This is a genomic window from Mycobacterium sp. NPDC003323, from assembly GCF_053589535.1.
In genome coordinates, this window is record NZ_JBSFSB010000004.1 from 348,001 (window position 1) to 364,129 (window position 16,129).

Annotated in this window: 14 protein-coding genes and 2 pseudogenes; 13 read left to right on the forward strand and 3 right to left on the reverse strand. The window is 66.8% G+C overall.

What is annotated here, in order from left to right:
- The first annotated feature begins 6 nt into the window (after positions 1-6).
- Positions 7-1,236, forward strand: coding sequence for a fatty acid desaturase family protein (locus tag ACWDUN_RS13865; RefSeq protein WP_449929448.1), 1,230 nt, complete (start codon positions 7-9; stop codon positions 1,234-1,236).
- Here the strand turns inward: ACWDUN_RS13865 and ACWDUN_RS13870 are convergent.
- Positions 1,217-1,570 carry a DoxX family protein gene (locus ACWDUN_RS13870; protein ID WP_449929557.1) on the reverse strand — a complete coding sequence of 118 codons (354 nt, stop codon included), beginning with the start codon at positions 1,568-1,570 and terminating at the stop codon, positions 1,217-1,219. The two genes, ACWDUN_RS13865 and ACWDUN_RS13870, sit on opposite strands and share 20 nt — an antisense overlap.
- A gap of 86 nt (positions 1,571-1,656) precedes the next feature.
- On the opposite strand from ACWDUN_RS13870, the gene ACWDUN_RS13875 reads away from it, so the two are divergent.
- From ACWDUN_RS13875 to ACWDUN_RS13890, 4 genes and pseudogenes are all read left to right on the forward strand, one after another.
- Complete coding sequence (locus ACWDUN_RS13875) at positions 1,657-2,523, forward strand: sigma-70 family RNA polymerase sigma factor (protein WP_449929450.1); 867 nt, start codon at positions 1,657-1,659, stop codon at positions 2,521-2,523.
- A gap of 9 nt (positions 2,524-2,532) precedes the next feature.
- Positions 2,533-4,229, forward strand: a pseudogene (locus ACWDUN_RS13880) (acyl-CoA dehydrogenase).
- 289 nt (positions 4,230-4,518) lie between these two features.
- Positions 4,519-5,337, forward strand: a pseudogene (locus tag ACWDUN_RS13885) (tripartite tricarboxylate transporter substrate binding protein); the annotation flags it as partial.
- A 94-nt stretch (positions 5,338-5,431) separates the two neighbouring features.
- Complete coding sequence (locus tag ACWDUN_RS13890; RefSeq protein ID WP_449929452.1) at positions 5,432-6,955, forward strand: phospholipase D-like domain-containing protein; 1,524 nt, start codon at positions 5,432-5,434, stop codon at positions 6,953-6,955.
- Between the two features lie 9 nt (positions 6,956-6,964).
- Here the strand turns inward: ACWDUN_RS13890 and ACWDUN_RS13895 are convergent, their stop codons facing one another.
- Complete coding sequence (locus ACWDUN_RS13895) at positions 6,965-8,050, reverse strand: alcohol dehydrogenase catalytic domain-containing protein (protein ID WP_449929454.1); 1,086 nt, start codon at positions 8,048-8,050, stop codon at positions 6,965-6,967.
- 26 nt (positions 8,051-8,076) lie between these two features.
- Here ACWDUN_RS13895 and ACWDUN_RS13900 point away from each other — a divergent pair, with 26 nt between their 5' ends.
- From ACWDUN_RS13900 to ACWDUN_RS13920, 5 genes are all read left to right on the forward strand, one after another.
- On the forward strand, positions 8,077-8,508 hold the full coding sequence (locus ACWDUN_RS13900; RefSeq protein WP_449929455.1) for an acyl-CoA thioesterase: 432 nt from the start codon (positions 8,077-8,079) through the stop codon (positions 8,506-8,508).
- A 66-nt stretch (positions 8,509-8,574) separates the two neighbouring features.
- Positions 8,575-9,723, forward strand: a complete 1,149-nt coding sequence (locus tag ACWDUN_RS13905) for a zinc-dependent alcohol dehydrogenase (protein ID WP_449929457.1) — start codon at positions 8,575-8,577, stop codon at positions 9,721-9,723.
- Positions 9,724-9,737: 14 nt separating this feature from the next.
- Positions 9,738-10,304 (forward strand): hypothetical protein, encoded by a 567-nt coding sequence (locus ACWDUN_RS13910; protein WP_449929459.1) that lies wholly within the window; start codon positions 9,738-9,740, stop codon positions 10,302-10,304.
- On the forward strand, positions 10,295-11,101 hold the full coding sequence (locus ACWDUN_RS13915) for an MBL fold metallo-hydrolase (RefSeq protein WP_449929461.1): 807 nt from the start codon (positions 10,295-10,297) through the stop codon (positions 11,099-11,101). The genes ACWDUN_RS13910 and ACWDUN_RS13915 overlap by 10 nt, the downstream gene beginning before the upstream one ends.
- Positions 11,102-11,207: 106 nt before the next feature.
- Positions 11,208-11,645, forward strand: coding sequence for an SRPBCC family protein (locus ACWDUN_RS13920; protein ID WP_449929463.1), 438 nt, complete (start codon positions 11,208-11,210; stop codon positions 11,643-11,645).
- Between the two features lie 91 nt (positions 11,646-11,736).
- On the opposite strand, the gene ACWDUN_RS13925 is transcribed toward ACWDUN_RS13920, so the two are convergent.
- Entirely contained in the window at positions 11,737-12,417 is a 681-nt protein-coding gene (locus tag ACWDUN_RS13925) for a GntR family transcriptional regulator (protein WP_449929465.1), read from the reverse strand.
- A 152-nt stretch (positions 12,418-12,569) separates the two neighbouring features.
- Here ACWDUN_RS13925 and fadD5 point away from each other — a divergent pair, with 152 nt between their 5' ends.
- From fadD5 to ACWDUN_RS13940, 3 genes are all read left to right on the forward strand, one after another.
- Positions 12,570-14,144 carry a fatty-acid--CoA ligase FadD5 gene (fadD5, locus tag ACWDUN_RS13930; RefSeq protein WP_449929467.1) on the forward strand — a complete coding sequence of 525 codons (1,575 nt, stop codon included), beginning with the start codon at positions 12,570-12,572 and terminating at the stop codon, positions 14,142-14,144.
- Positions 14,145-14,484: 340 nt separating this feature from the next.
- On the forward strand, positions 14,485-15,222 hold the full coding sequence (locus tag ACWDUN_RS13935; RefSeq protein WP_276071299.1) for an MlaE family ABC transporter permease: 738 nt from the start codon (positions 14,485-14,487) through the stop codon (positions 15,220-15,222).
- A 37-nt stretch (positions 15,223-15,259) separates the two neighbouring features.
- A complete protein-coding gene (locus ACWDUN_RS13940) occupies positions 15,260-16,129 on the forward strand; it encodes an ABC transporter permease (RefSeq protein WP_449929469.1) in 870 nt (289 codons plus the stop codon).

Genomic DNA, 16,129 nt, shown 5'->3' on the forward strand with positions numbered 1-16,129 from the left:
ATCGACATGGCCATCACCGACATCAAGGCATACGCCCACCTCACCGCCGAGGACGTGCGACAGCTCGAACGCGAACTCGACGCCATCCGCACCGATATCGAGGACTCCCGCGGAGAACGGGACGCCCGCTACATTCGCCGGTCCATCCAGTTGCAACGCGCACTGGCCGTCGGCGGACGCATCGCTCTGTTCAACAGCCGCAACAAGATCGCGTGGGCCGCGGGCACCGGAATGCTCGCGCTGGCCAAGATCATCGAGAACATGGAACTCGGGCACAACATCATCCACGGCCAGTGGGACTGGATGAACGACCCCGAGATCCACTCGACCGAATGGGAGTGGGACACCACCTCCCCGGCCGTGCACTGGAAGAAGTCGCACAACTACATCCATCACAAGTACACCAACGTCGTGGGCCTCGATGACGACATCGGTTACGGCATCATGCGGCTGACCCGCGACCAGCCCTGGGAACGGTGGATGATCGGCAACTCGCTCTACAATTTCCTGTTGGGGACGCTGTTCGAATGGGGTGTCGCCGCACACGGTTTGGAGACGACCAAGTACCGCAAGGGCGAGAAGTCGATGGCCGAGGTCCGCAAGGACCTCCGGGTGATCGGCCGCAAGGTCGCCAAACAGGTCGGCAAGGATTACGTGATCTTCCCGGCGCTGGCCGGCCGTAACTGGAAGCACACCATGGCCGCCAACGCGGTGGCCAACCTGATCCGCAACTACTGGGCGTATGTGGTGATCTTCTGCGGGCACTTCCCCGACGGGGCGGAGAAGTTCACCAAGGAGGAGTTCGAGCGGGAAACCCGCGGCGAATGGTATCTGCGACAGATGTTGGGCTCGGCCAACTTTCACGCCGGACCCGTCATGGCCTTCATGAGCGGCAACCTGTGCTACCAGATCGAGCACCACCTGTTCCCCGATCTGCCCAGCAACCGCTACGCCGAGATCGCCGCCCGGGTACAGGCGCTGTGCGACAAGTACGACCTGCCCTACACCACGGGATCGCTTGCGCGACAGTACAGTCAGTCGTGGTGGACCATCGCCAAGCTGGCCCTGCCCAACAGGTTCCTCAAATCCGGCTCCGACGACGCCCCCGAGACGAACTCCGAGCTGAAGTTCCGGATCCGCGAGGGTATGCGCGAAGCCTTCGAAGTCGACCCTGCCACCGGCAAGCGCCGGGGTCTGCGGACCGCGCTGCGCCAGCTCAACGCACCGGCAGCATGAATCGTCCCCAGGCCAAGAACACGAACATCGCCAGGAAGGCGATATCGCCGGCCAGATAATTCCATTCGCTACGGCGGAAACGCGTCGTCGCCGCGCCCGCCATGAACAGCGCCATACCGCAGGCGGCCAGCGGGACCAGGGCCGGCACCAGCAGCCCGCCGGCGCCGGTCAGCTTGATCGCCGCGATGGCTTTGAGGTGGCCGTCGGAGAAGTCGTCGACCCAGCGCTGGCTGTCGGCCAGCGACCGGTACCGGTCGCGGGACATCAACAGCAGGCTGAGTCCCCCGGCCAGATAGGCGACGGCCGCGGCACAGGCGACGATCCACAGCGTCATGTTCAAGGCGGTCTCCGTTTCGTGGTTACGTCGGTGGGTCCCGACTCGTCATGGGTATGACGGATGCGCGCGACGAGAGGTAACCGATGACTGCGATGACGTTCGAGCAGCAGCGCCCACGGCTGCTCGCGTTGGCCCACCGCCTGCTCGGTTCACGAGCCGACGCCGAGGATGCGGTGCAGGAAACCTGGCTGCGGCTGAACCGGCACGACGCCGAGGCGATCGACAACTTGCCCGGCTGGCTCACGACGGTTCTCGGCCGTGTCTGTATCGACGTTTTGCGCGCGCGTTCGGCCGGCGCGCAAGTCGCCCTGACGCCGGAACTGTCCGAACTCGTCGTCGCCGAGGATGACGAGACACCGGAGGAGGTCGCGGTGCTCGCCGATTCGGTCGGACTGGCACTGTTGGTGGTACTCGGCTCATTGCGTCCCGAGGAACGGCTCGCCTTCGTGCTGCACGATATGTTCGCCGTGCCCTTCGCCGAGATCGCCGAGATCTTGAACAAAAGCGCCGATGCGACCAAGATGTTGGCCAGCCGGGCGCGCCGTCGCGTTCGCGATGTGCCGGTTCCCGATCCCCGTCGCCGCAAGGAGCAACGTGAGGTCGTCGATGCTTTCCTGGCCGCCGCCCGCGACGGTGATTTCACCGCGCTGTTGCGCGTGCTCGATCCCGACCTGAGCTGGCAGCGGTACACCGCACACGGGCTCACCGCAGGCACCGGTCGCGAGGCTGTCCTCGACGCCGTCCGGCGTGGTCAGGACGCGCGGGTGACGGCCCGGCGCGTCCTGGTCAACGGTGAGCCGGGCATCGCGGTCTGGGGACCGACCGGACGACCGCTCGGCCTGATGGCTTGCACAGTCGAGCACGGCCGCCTGACCGCGGTCTTGTCGATCCTCGATCCAGCGCGATTGGCACAACTGGCACTGCCCGACCCGCCGCCGGTCGAGGATTAACCTGACGCCATGAAGTCGACCATCCTGTCCCGCCGCGACCTGGACTTCCTGCTCTACGAATGGCTGAACGTAGAAGATCTGATCGCGCAGCCGCGGTTCGCCGAGCATTCGCGGGAGACCTTCGATGGGGTGCTCGATCTGTGCGAACAACTGGCCGAACGCTATTTCGCCCCGCACAACAAGCTCAGCGATGCCAACGAGCCCACCTTCGACGGCACCACGGTGACGGTCATCCCCGAGGTGAAGGCGGCCCTGGAGGCGTTCGCCAAGGCCGATCTGCTGGGCATGACCTTCGATGCCGAATTGGGCGGTGCGCAGCTGCCGGTGACCATCGCCCAGGCGGGGTTCGCGTGGATCTCGGCGGCCAATACCAGCACCTCGGGCTATCTCATGCTGACCATGGCCAACGCGAACCTGATCGCGGAGTTCGGTAGCCCCGAACAGATCGAGACGTTCGTCAAGCCGATGCTGGCCGGCCGGTTCACCGGGACGATGGCGCTCTCGGAGACGCAGGCCGGTTCGTCGTTGGCCGATATCACCACCCGCGCCGAACCCCAACCCGACGGCAGCTACCGGCTCTTCGGCACCAAGATGTGGATCTCGGGCGCCGAGCACGAACTCTCGGAGAACATCGTCAACCTCGTGCTGGCGAAGATCCCCGGTGGGCCCGCGGGCACCAAGGGCATCTCATTGTTCATCGTGCCCAAGTTCACCGCCGACGGCGCACGCAATGCGGTGGCGATCTCCGGGCTGAACCACAAGATGGGCCAACGCGGGATCACGAACACGGTGCTCAACTTCGACGGAGCCGAGGGCTACCTGGTGGGTGAGCCGCATCGCGGACTGGCCTACATGTTCCACATGATGAACGAGGCCCGCCTCGGTGTCGGGATGGGTGCGGTGGCCCTGGGATACACCGGCTACCTCAAATCGTTGGACTACGCCCGGCAGCGGCCGCAGGGGCGTCGGGTCAAGGACCCCACCACACCGCAGGTCCCGATCATCGAGCATGCCGACGTCAAGCGGATGCTGTTGTCGCAGAAGGCCTATGTGGAGGGTGCGCTCGGCCTGGCGTTGTACTGCGCACGGTTGACCGATCTCGGTGAGCACGCGCTGCTCGACATCCTCACGCCCGTCGCCAAGAGCTGGCCGTCGCAGTGGTGTCTGGAGGCCAACAGCCTGGCGATCCAGGTGCTGGGCGGTTACGGCTACACCCGCGAGTACGACGTCGAGCAGCACTACCGCGACAACCGGCTCAACCCCATCCACGAGGGCACGCACGGCATCCAGAGTGTGGACCTGCTGGGTCGCAAGGTCACCCAGAACGGCGGGGCGAGCCTCGCCGCGCTCGGCGAGCGGATCGCGGCGACCGTCGCCCGGGCCGGTGATGACCCGCTGGGCAGACAACTCGATGCGTCCTGGCAGCGGTTGCTGTCGGTGACCGCGGGCCTGTTCGCCTCGGGAGACCTCGAGGCGGCCATGGCCAACAGCGCGATCTACCTGGAGGCGTTCGGACACATCGTCATCGCGTGGGTGTGGCTCGAGCAATACCTGGCCGCGTTTGCCAAAGATGGTGATTTCTACGAAGGTAAGCGGCAGGCGCCCGATTCTTCTTCCGCTATGAGTTGCCGAGAACGACTGCGCAACTTGATTTGTTGGAGAAGATGGATCGCACGACACTCGACATGCAGGACAGCTGGTTCTGAGTGCGGCCCGATCGGGCACGCGGTTGCTGACGGCCGCGTAGGATCTCCAGGCGAACCGTCAGGCAGTCGGCGGTCGGCACACAGGAAAGATATCTTCATGGCGATCGCGGCCTCCCATCTCCGTCCCCGGGCCGCGCTTGCGGCCACCGCCGCGCTGGTGGTCACCGCCTGCGGGGGCGCCCCGGAACCGAAGACCACCGACACCGCCGGCGGCAGCTGGCCGTCCGGCGGGGTCGAGATGCTGGTCGGCTACGCCACCGGCGGATCCAGTGACGTCATCAGCCGTGCCATCGCCAAGGGCCTCACCGCCGACCTGGACGCGCCGTTCCGGGTGACCAACCGCGAGGGCGGCAACGGCGCTGTCGCCGCGGCGGATATCGCCGAGGCGCCGGCCGACGGCTCCATCATCGCCATCCAGAACGCCTCGCTGTTCGCGATCACCCCGCTGGCGGTGAGTCCCGACGAGGTCACCCGCATCGAGGACTTCGACGTCGTGCACGGCATCTCGAGCGAGAACTACGCGCTCGTCGCCAACCCCGACAAGGGATTGCGCACCGTCGAGGACATGAAGACGGCCAATCGGCCGATCCGCTACGGGACCACCGGAGTGGGCACCGGCGCACAACTGTCGGGCGCCCTGCTGATGAAGGGCGCCGGTGTGCTGTCCGAGAGCGTCCCGTTCGCCAGCGGTGCTCCCAACCTGGCTGCCGTCCTGGCCGGTGAGGTCGACGTCTCGGTCATCCATGTCGGCGAGGCGATCGAGAACATCCAGTCCGGCAAGCTGATGCCGCTGGCGGTGTTCAGTCCGGAACGGGTCAGCTATCTGCCGGATGTGCCGACGGCCAGGGAACAGGGATACGACATCGTGGTGACCCAGTACCGGTTCATGACGGTGCCGAAGGGGACACCGCCCGAGGTGACCGACACGCTGGTCGACGGGCTGCAGACGACATTCGCCACCGAGGCGTACCAGAAGTTCAACGCGCAGAACAGCCTGACCCCGATGGAGATACCGGGTGATCAGGTGGTGGCGAAGCTGACCGCCGACCAGCAGCGTTACGCCGATATGGTCGCCCAGGGAGGCATCGACCTGCACAACGTGGGCTGACACCGCTCGCGGCGGTGTGTTTCGCATCTCATGTGCGTGCAAAACGCACGCGATCAGCCGACTCAACAGTCGAGTGGGTTCGAAGGAGATGACCATGATCGGCACCGGGCTGTTGTCACCGGGTGAGACGTGCTGGCGGACCGTCGAGGCCGATCGGTACGCCCCCGTCATCGACGGCGCAGACTATCTGCGGCAGGTGAAGTCGGCGATGCTCGGCGCCGAGAACCGGATCCTGCTGGTGGGATGGGACTTCGACGCCAGGATGACCTTCGAGCCCGGCCGCGCGACGCTGCCCGGCCCCAACCAGCTGGGGCCGTTCCTGTTCTGGCTGCTGTGGCGGCGCCCGCACCTGAAGGTCTACGTTCTCAAGTCGAACTTGCGCCTGCTGCCGGTGTTCGAGCGGTACTGGTACAGCATCGTGCCGGTGCAGTGGCTCAACCGGATCACCTCGCAGCGCATGCATTTGGCAGTCGACGGAGCCCATCCCACCGGTGCGGTGCACCACCAGAAGATCGTGGTGATCGATGACGCCGTGGCCTTCTGCGGCGGAATCGACCTGACACTGGGCCGTTGGGACACCCGCTCGCATGACGCCCAGGACCCCGGTCGGCGCGCCGCCGGCGAGACCTACGGTCCCCGCCACGAGGTGGCGGCGGTGATGGACGGCGAGGCCGCGCGGTCGTTGGCCGAGGTGGCCCGCGACCGGTGGGAGATGGCGACCGGTCGGGCATTGCCGCCGGTGGGGCCCGGAGCAAGCGTCTGGCCCAGGCACTGCGAGCCGGCGTTGCGCCACGTGCCGGTCGGCATCGCCCGCACGTTGCCGGCGCTACCGGAGCGCGACGAGGTCCGTGAGGTCGAGGCCCTGAACCTGGCCGCCATCGCCGCCGCCCGCGCCGTCATCTATCTGGAGAACCAGTACCTGGCCGCGCGGGGGATCTGCGAGGCGCTGGCGGATCGGCTGCGTGAACCGGACGGCCCCGAGGTCGTCATCGTCCTGCCGCGCACGTCGGAGAGCCCGCTGGAGCGCGAGTCGATGGACAGCGCGCGGGCGCGGATGCTCGAGCTGCTGTGGGACGCCGATCAGCACGGCCGGCTCGGTGTCTACTGGCCGGCGGTGCCCGGCGGCCAGTCGCTGTACATCCACTCCAAGATCGTGGTCGCCGATGACCGGTTCCTGCGGATCGGATCCTCCAACCTGAACAACCGGTCGCTCGGCTTCGACAGCGAATGCGATGTGGCGCTGGATGATCCGGATGGTCGCGAGGATGTGCGCACGCATATCGCGGACATGCGCGATGGTCTGCTGGCCGAGCATCTCGGCCTGCCCGTCGACGCGCTGCGCGCCGAGATCGCCAAGAGCGGCTCGGTGGTCGCCGCGGTCGACTCGCTGCGCGGCGCGGGCCGCTCGTTGCGTAAGTTCACCCCGCTGATGGTCTCGGCCGACGCCGGGCCGTTCGCCGAGAACGACCTCATGGACCCGGTCCGGGTGCCGGCCTCCATCGCGGTGAGCGTCTGCGCGGTGGCCGTCTCGGTGATCACCTGGCCGCTGGCCAAGGGAGCGCCGGGGCTGTGGTCGGTGGTGCGGGCCGCCGGCGAGCGCGTCGGCCTGACCGTCTGAGCGCGAGGCTCAGAACTCGATGATCTGCCGGACCGCCCGGCCGTCGGCGAGCTCGTCCATACCGGTGTTGATGTCGTCGAGCGCGATGGTCGCCGATACCAGCCGCTCCACCGGCAGCCGCCCGGCGCGCCACAGCTCGACGAATGCCGGGATGTCACGCGCGGGCACGGCCGAGCCCAGGTAACTGCCGATCAGGGAGCGGCCCTCGGCCACCAACCCCAACGGCGACACCGAGATCCGGGCGTCGGGGGCGGGCAGTCCCACCGTGATGGTGCGGCCACCGGGCGCGGTCAGCCCGATGGCGGTCTCCAGGGCGGCGGCATGCCCCACCGCCTCGATGACCACCTCGGCCTTGAGCCCGTCGGCCTGTTCGGGTGTGAACGTCTCATGCGCGCCCAACGACTCGGCCAACGCCAGCTTGTCCGGCATCCGGTCCACCGCGACCACCCGGACATCGTCATAGGCGAGCGCGGTGAGCACGGCGGCCATCCCGACGCCGCCGACCCCGACCACGGCGACCGTCTGACCCGGCTGCGGTCGTCCGGCGTTGCGCACCGCGCCGCCGCCGGTGAGCACCGCGCAGCCGAGCAGCGATGCCACCACCGGGGGGACGTCATCGTCCACCGGCACCACCGAACGCCGATCCACCACCGCATGGGTGGCGAACCCCGACACCCCGAGGTGGTGCAGCACGCCGCCGCCGAGGCGTACCGCCCCGCTGAGCAGGGTGCCCGCGCCATTGGCCGCGCTGCCCGGGATGCACGGCGCCAAACCGTCGGTCGCGCACGCGCTGCACTGTCCGCACCGCGGCAGGAACGTCATCACCACCCGCTGCCCGACCGTCAGATCCGAACCGCCGCCGGTCTTCTCGACGATCCCGGCGGCCTCGTGGCCCAGCAGCATGGGCACCGGCCGCACCCGGTTGCCGTCGACAACGGACAGATCGGAGTGACACAGGCCGGCCGCCTCGATCCGCACCAGCAGCTCACCGTCACCGGGATCGTCGAGCTGCAGTTCCGTCACGGCCAGGGGCCGCGACGCGGAGTACGGACGGGCTGCGCCGATGGTTTCCAGGACCGCACCGCGAATCAACATGGTTCAAGCCTGACATGCTTGCCGGCATGGAGTACACGAGCGCGGACTTCGGGGTGCACTGGCCGGTGCAGACGCGGTGGACCGACAACGACATGTTCGGTCATCTCAACAATGCCGTCTACTACCAGTTGTTCGACACGGCGATCAACGCCTGGATCGGCACCGCAGCCCACGTCGACCCGATGACCGTCCCCTGGCTCGGCGTGGTGGCCGAATCGAGTTGCCGCTACTTCGCCGAATTGCAGTTCCCGTCCGATCTCGTGGTCGGTCTCGCGGTGACCCGGCTGGGCAACAGCAGCGTCACCTACCGCACCGGGTTGTGGGCCGTCGGCGGCCAGGTGGCCGCGGTCGGCTCGTGGGTGCACGTCTACGTCGACCGCGAAACCCGACGCCCGATTCGCATCCCGGACGAAATCCGCAGCCTGCTGGGTACCGCAGTCCACGACACGACTCCCTGACCGAGCGCTCGTTTCCGCCCCACCAAAGTGGGTAGCCGCCGTGCGTCCGCCACTTGAGGAGGCAGCATGCGCGCAATGGTCTACCGCGGGCCGTACAAGGTGCGGGTCGAAGAGAAACCGATGCCCACGATCGAACATCCCAACGATGCGATCGTCCGCGTCACGATGGCCGCCATCTGCGGTTCCGATCTGCACCTCTACCACGGGATGATGCCGGATACCCGGGTCGGTATGACGTTCGGCCACGAGTTCATCGGCGTGGTCGAAGAGGTCGGACCGTCGGTCCGCCACCTGAAACGCGGTGACCGTGTCATGGTGCCGTTCAACGTCTACTGCGGTTCCTGCTACTTCTGTGCGCGCGGGCTGTATTCCAACTGCCACAACGTGAATCCGAACGCCACTGCGGTCGGCGGCATCTACGGGTACTCGCACACCTGCGGGGGGTATGACGGCGGACAGGCCGAGTTCGTGCGGGTGCCGTTCGCCGATGTCGGGCCCTCGATCATCCCGGACTGGATGGACGACGAGGATGCGCTGCTGTGCACCGACGCATTGGCCACCGGTTACTTCGGTGCGCAGCTGGCCGATATCGCCGAAGGTGACACCGTCGCGGTGTTCGGTGCCGGACCGGTCGGGCTGTACGCCGCGAAATCCGCGTGGCTGATGGGCGCCGGCAGGGTGATCGTGATCGATCATCTGGAGAACCGGCTGGCGAAGGCCCGTGTTTTCGCGCACGCCGAAACCCGTAACTTCGCCGAGTTCGACGACATCGTGGTGGAGATGAAGAAGGCGACCGGATGGCTCGGTGCCGACGCGGTGATCGACTGTGTCGGCGCCGAAGCGGACGGAAACTTCCTGCAACACGTCACGGCTGCCAAGTTCAAACTACAGGGCGGATCGCCGATCGCACTGAACTGGGCCATCGACTCGGTGCGCAAGGGCGGCACGGTGTCGGTCATGGGTGCCTACGGCCCGATGTTCAGCGCGGTCAAATTCGGCGACGCGATGAACAAGGGGCTGACACTGCGGATGAACCAGTGCCCGGTGAAACGGCAGTGGCCGCGGCTGTTCTCCCACATCCGCAACGGCTACCTCAAACCCAACGACCTTGTCACCCACCGAATCCCGCTGGAACACATTGCCGATGGTTACCACATCTTCTCCGCCAAGCTCGACGACTGCATCAAGCCGATCGTCCTGACCTCGGCCGGCTGACAGGAGCACACACCATGGTCTACACCGCTGATCACCCTCCGGTACCCGACAGCGACGATCTGCGGGCGCGGATCCCGGGCTGGGGCGTCGATCTCGATCCCGCCGACCGGCCGGCCGTGCCGCGGATGCGGTTCGACAAGACCGCCTCCGGCGCGCACTGGGATCTCCCGGAGCAGCAGCCTGAGCAGCGACCCCGTGAACGGTCCATCGAACACGCCAGGCTGACACCGGTTTTCGGTACGTCGACACCGCTGCGTGGACTGTCCGGCATGGTGCGCCGGTTCGCCTATCGTTACAGCGAGGGTCGGGCGGCGCACTGGCTGTTGTTGATCGGTGGTGATCGGATCGACGCCGTCGAGAGCCACCTCGCGTCGATGTTCACCCTGCGCCCGGACAACCCCATCACCCAGACCGGGATCAGAAGCGAATTCACCCACCACGGTTGGCGATCCCGGGTCGGCACCACCCGCGTGGACAACGCGCACACCTGGATGGATCCGCTGCTGGTCGCCGGGCCGTGGGTGCTGGCCGGGGTTCTGGCGGCCAAGGCCGCCCGGCGGACGGCGCGCCGATGGATTTGAGCGTCACGTTCGTCGGCAACGCCACGACGCTGATCTCGGCGGGCGGGATCACGGTGCTGACCGATCCGAACTTCCTGCACCAAGGGCAACACGCCTATCTGGGATATGGGCTGGTGTCGCGGCGGCGGCATCCGCCGGCGCTGAGCATCGATGAACTGCCGCCCATCGACGCCATCGTGCTGTCGCACATGCACGGGGATCACTGGGACCGCGTCGCCCAGCGCGACCTCGACCATTCGCTGCGGGTGCTGACCACACCACATGCCGCGAAACGACTGGTGCGCAGAGGATTCGACGGTGCGCGCGGCCTGCTGACCTGGCAATCGCGCGATATCGTCAAGGGCTCCACGACCTTGCGCGTCACGGCGCTACCCGGTCGGCACGCGCCGACCTGGACCCAGCGCCTGCTGCCGCCGGTGATGGGGTCGATGCTCGACTTCGGCACGGTCGACGACCCGGTGCAGCGTCGGCTCTACATCTCCGGGGACACGCTCTACATCGAGGACCTCAAGGAGATACCGGTGCGGTTCAGTTCCATCGAGGCGGGCATCGTGCATCTCGGGGGTACCCGGTTGCCCGCGGGCGGCAAGCTGCCGTTCGGCCTCACCGTGACGATGGACGGGGAACAGGGTGCCGCAGCCGTCGCGGCACTGGACCTGCCGAAGGTCATCCCGGTGCACTTCGACGACTACGGCGTCTTCGCCTCGCCGCTGAGCGAGTTCCGCGATGTGATGACCCGTCGTCAGATGGATGACCGCATCGTCGAACTGGGCCGCGGCGAGACGGTCCAGATCTGACGCCGGCCCCTTCCCGTTGACTCTGCGCGCAGGGCGGCAAAGTGAGAGTGGCATGCGCCGCCACCGCCAGCGTCGACGCGCTGTGCCGGGTCGATATGCTCGCCGGATGCCGATCGTCAGCAAGACCGTCGAGGTGTCCGCCACCGCCGCCACGATCATGTCGATCGTTGCGGATTTCGAGGCGTACCCGCAGTGGAACGAAGAGGTTGTCGGCGCCTGGATCCTGGCCCGTTACGACGACGGCCGGCCCAGCCAGCTGCGCCTGGACACCAAGGTGCAGGGTATGGAAGGCACCTACATCCAGGCCGTCTATTACCCCGCGGAGAACCAGATCCAGACCGTGATGCAGCAGGGCAACGTGTTCTCCAAACAGGAGCAGCTCTTCGCCGTCGTGGACATGGGCCCGACCAGCCTGCTCACCGTCGACATGGACGTCGAGGTGGACATGCCGGGCGTGCCGTCGATGATGGTGAAGAAGGTCGTCAACGATGCGTTGGAGCACCTGGCCGGAAATCTGAAGAAGCGCGCCGAGGCACTGGCCTAGGCTGGGATCCCCTGATACCGAGATCGACGTTTGGTCGGATCCCACTCGCACTTCGGCGCCCGTTTGTTCGATTGGGCGTGAAGAAGGGGTGTCAGGTCCACAGGCCCAGGTCGTCGAGCAGGCTGGTGAGCCGGCGGGCTCCGTCGTCGAACTGACTGCGCGTCAGCCGCACCACCTCGGCGGCGTCGCGGAGGCGCATCGCGGCGACGAGTTGGCGGTGATTGGCCACCGCCTCCACACCCCATTGCGGATCGGAGGCGTAGATGTGTGGCGGCAGGTAGCGCGCGGCGTTCAGCAGGAACCAGGCCAGCTTCATCCGATTGGTCGTCCGGTTGAACGCCCGGTGGAATCTGAACTCGGCCAGCGCGATCGCCTCCACCTCACCGGCCTGAACCGCAGTGTCGAGATCATCGGTCAGCCGCTCGAGCTCGTCGATATCGGCATCGGTGGCCCGCTGCGCGGCAGTGGCGGCCAACTCGGCCGCGATGGCGCCCTGCAACCAGAAGATGTCGGCGATGTCGTCGCGGGTGAACGGTGACACGACATGTCCGCGGTTGGGCTCCAGCTGCACCATGCCCTCACCGCGCAGCGTGCGCAGCGCCTCGCGCACCGGGGTGATGCTGACGCCGAGCGCAGCGGCGGTTTCGTCGAGGCGGACGAAGGTTCCCGGCCGCAGAGAACCGGACATGATCGCCACCCGTAGGTGGCCGGCGACCTCGTCGGAGAGCTGCTCGCGCCGACGCGCCGGCTGCAGCCGGACGGATGCGTTCATGTGGTCCTTGCTGTGCTGTCGGGAGGCTTGTCCCGGGGGCGGTGTCGTCATAGTGTGACCGGGACGACACAGGGTTTGATCAAATATAAACCTTGCTCAAAATTTGAACATGCGCAAGAGCGCACGGTATCCCCTGACGAAAGAGTGCTGCGTTGACCGTTCAGACCGCCCCGTCTCGCACCGAACAGCCGTATCTCGCCCGGCAGCAGAACTGGTCGAACCAGCTCTCCCGGCACGCCCTGATGCAGCCGGAGAAGACCGCGCTGCGCTTCCTCGGGCAGACCACCACGTGGGCCGAGCTCGATCGGCGGGTCGATGCGTTGGCCGGTGCGCTGCAGCGCCGTGGCGTCGAGTTCGGCGACCGGGTGCTGATCCTGATGCTCAATCGCAACGAGTTCATCGAGACCTTCCTGGCCGCCAACCGGCTCGGCGCCATCGCGGTGCCGGTGAACTTCCGGATGACGCCGCCGGAGATCGCATTCCTGGTCAGCGACTGCGCCGCGCGGGTGGTCGTCACCGAGGCGGTGCTGGCGCCGGTGGCCACCGCGGTCCGCGACCTGGACTCGAGCTTGACCACGGTCATCGTCGCGGGCGGCAACACCGAGGACGGCGTGCTCGGCTACGACGACCTGCTTGCCGAGCAGAACCCGTCCCCGGAGCCGGTGGACATCCCGAACGACTCACCCGCGCTCATCATGTACACCTCGGGCACGACCGGTCGGCCGAAGGGGGCGGTGCTCACCCACACCAACATCAGCGGTCAGGCGCAAACCTTCCTGTTCACCAACGGCGCCGACCTCAACCACGATGTCGGCTTCATCGGTGTCCCGCTGTTCCACATCGCCGGGATCGGCAACATGATCCCGGGGCTGCTTTTGGGCAGGCCCACCGTGGTCTATCCGCTGGGCGCCTTCGAGCCGGGTGCCCTGCTCGACGTGCTGGAGGCCGAGGTGGTGACCGGCATCTTCCTGGTGCCCGCCCAGTGGCAGGCGGTGTGCGCAGCGCAGCGCGCCCAGCCCCGCAACCTCAGGCTGCGGGTGTTGTCGTGGGGTGCGGCGCCGGCCTCGGATACGTTGCTGAAGGAAATGGCGCAGACCTTCCCCGGCGCCAACATCCTGGCCGCCTTCGGGCAGACCGAGATGTCTCCGGTGACCTGTATGTTGTTGGGCGAGGACGCGATTCGCAAGCTCGGTTCGGTCGGCAAGGTCATCCCGACGGTGTCGGCGCGCATCGTCGACGAGGACATGAACGACGTGCCGGTCGGCGAGGTGGGCGAGATCGTCTATCGGGCGCCGACCCTGATGGCGGGGTACTGGAACAACCCGGCGGCGACCGCCGATTCGTTTGCGGGCGGCTGGTTCCATTCCGGTGACCTGGTGCGCCAGGACGACGAGGGCTACATCTGGGTCGTCGACCGTAAGAAGGACATGATCATCTCCGGCGGAGAGAACATCTACTGCGCCGAGGTCGAGAACGTTCTGGCTGCTCACCCGTCCATTGCCGAGGTCGCAGTGATCGGCCGGCCGCACGAGAAGTGGGGCGAGGTGCCGGTGGCCGTCGTTGCGCTCTCCGCTGCCGGGCTCACGCTTGCCGAACTCGACGAATTCCTCACCGAACGGTTGGCTCGCTACAAGCACCCCAAGGCCCTCGAAGTGGTCGACGCGCTGCCTCGGAATCCCTCCGGCAAGGTGCTCAAGACCGAGCTCCGCACCATGTTCGGCGCTTGAGCGCCATTGACGCCGGCGAAAGATGCACTGGGGCAAGGTTTCCTATCACAGACCCCGCCCGGACGCGATCCGGGCGGGTTTGCTGACAGTTGCGATATGAATAAATCCCGATGCCGCACCGGGCCGGTTACGGATCGGGTACAGTCCTGTGGTCCGAGTTACTACCGACCGGTAGGTAGAGCACGATCACACGCAATGGAGACGGGGCTCCGAACAGTAGAGGAGGGGGCGTGCGACAGCTGAGTCTGCTGCGCGAAGATCTCGTCCCGGAGGTAGGCCTGTGACAGCGGGCAACGGTCTGGTCGACTACGTCAAGGACCAGCTGGACAAACCGCTGACCATGGTCGGCGGTTTCTTCAAAATGTCGGTGCTGACCGGCAAAGCGCTGCTCACGCGGCCCTTCCAGTGGAAGGAGTTCATCCTTCAGAGCTGGTTCCTGATCCGGGTGGCCTTCCTGCCGACGCTGGCCGTGTCCATCCCGCTCACCGTGCTCATCATCTTCACGCTGAACATCCTGCTTGCCGAGTTCGGTGCCGCCGACGTGTCCGGCGCCGGGGCGGCGCTGGGCGCGGTCACCCAGCTCGGACCGCTGGTCACGGTGCTGGTCGTCGCCGGCGCCGGCTCCACCGCCATCTGCGCCGACCTGGGTGCGCGCACCGTGCGCGAAGAGATCGACGCCATGGAGGTGCTGGGCATCGATCCCATCGAGCGGCTGGTGGCGCCCCGCGTGGTCGCGGCCACCTTCGTGGCGTTCCTGCTCAACGGCGCGGTGATCACCATCGGCCTGGTCGGTGGCTACTTCTTCGGCGTCTACATCCAGAACGTCAACGCCGGCGCCTACGTCTCCACGCTGACCCTGCTCACCGGCTTCCCCGAGGTCATGATCTCGGTCATCAAGGCCACCCTGTTCGGCCTGATCGCCGGGCTGGTGGGCTGCTACCGCGGACTCACCGTGGCCGGCGGGTCCAAGGGGGTGGGCACCGCGGTCAACGAGACCCTGGTGCTCTGCGTCGTCGCCCTGTTCGCCGTGAACGTGGTGCTGACGACGATCGGTGTGCGCTTCGGAACGGGAGGCTGAACGTGACGTTTGGCAAGAAGCCGAAGGCGGATTGCGCATGAGCACATCTGCCGTCCTGCGGACCCGCTTCCCCCGCGCCTTCGACCGCACCCGCGGATACGCCGGGGCGCCGGGCCGGTTCCTCGACAGCATCGGGCATGTCGCGTGGTTCGTCGTCCAGGCCGTCGGGCACCTGCCGCACGCCTTCAAGCACTACCGCCGCGAGTCGCTGCGCCTGGTCGCCGAGATCGGTATGGGCACCGGCGCGATGGCCGTCATCGGCGGCACCGTGGCCATCATCGGGTTCGTCACGCTGTCGGCCGGTTCGCTGATCGCCATTCAGGGTTTCGCCTCGCTGGGCAACATCGGTGTCGAGGCATTCACCGGCTTCTTCGCCGCACTGGCCAACATCCGCGTCGTCGCACCGGTCGTCACCGGCCAGGCGATGGCGGCCACCGTCGGCGCCGGCGCCACCGCCGAGCTCGGCGCCATGCGCATCAGTGAGGAGATCGACGCCCTGGAGGTGATGGGCATCAAGTCCATCTCCTATCTGGTGTCGACCCGGCTGATGGCCGGCGCCATCGTGATCGTGCCGCTGTACGCGATGGCGATCCTGCTGTCGTTCCTGTCGGCGCAGCTGGTCACCACCGTCTTCTACTCGCAATCGGTCGGCACCTACGAGCACTACTTCCACACCTTCCTGCGGGTGGATGACGTGATGTGGTCCTTCCTGGAGGTGATCATCATGTCGATCATCATCATGTTGAACCACTGCTACTTCGGATACTTCGCCAGCGGCGGCGCGGTCGGCGTGGGCGAGGCCGTCGGCCGGTCGATGCGCACCTCGCTGATCGCCATCGTGCTGGTCGTCCTGTTGGCTTCGTTGGCGCTCTACGGCACCGACCCGAACTTCAACCTGACGGTGTAG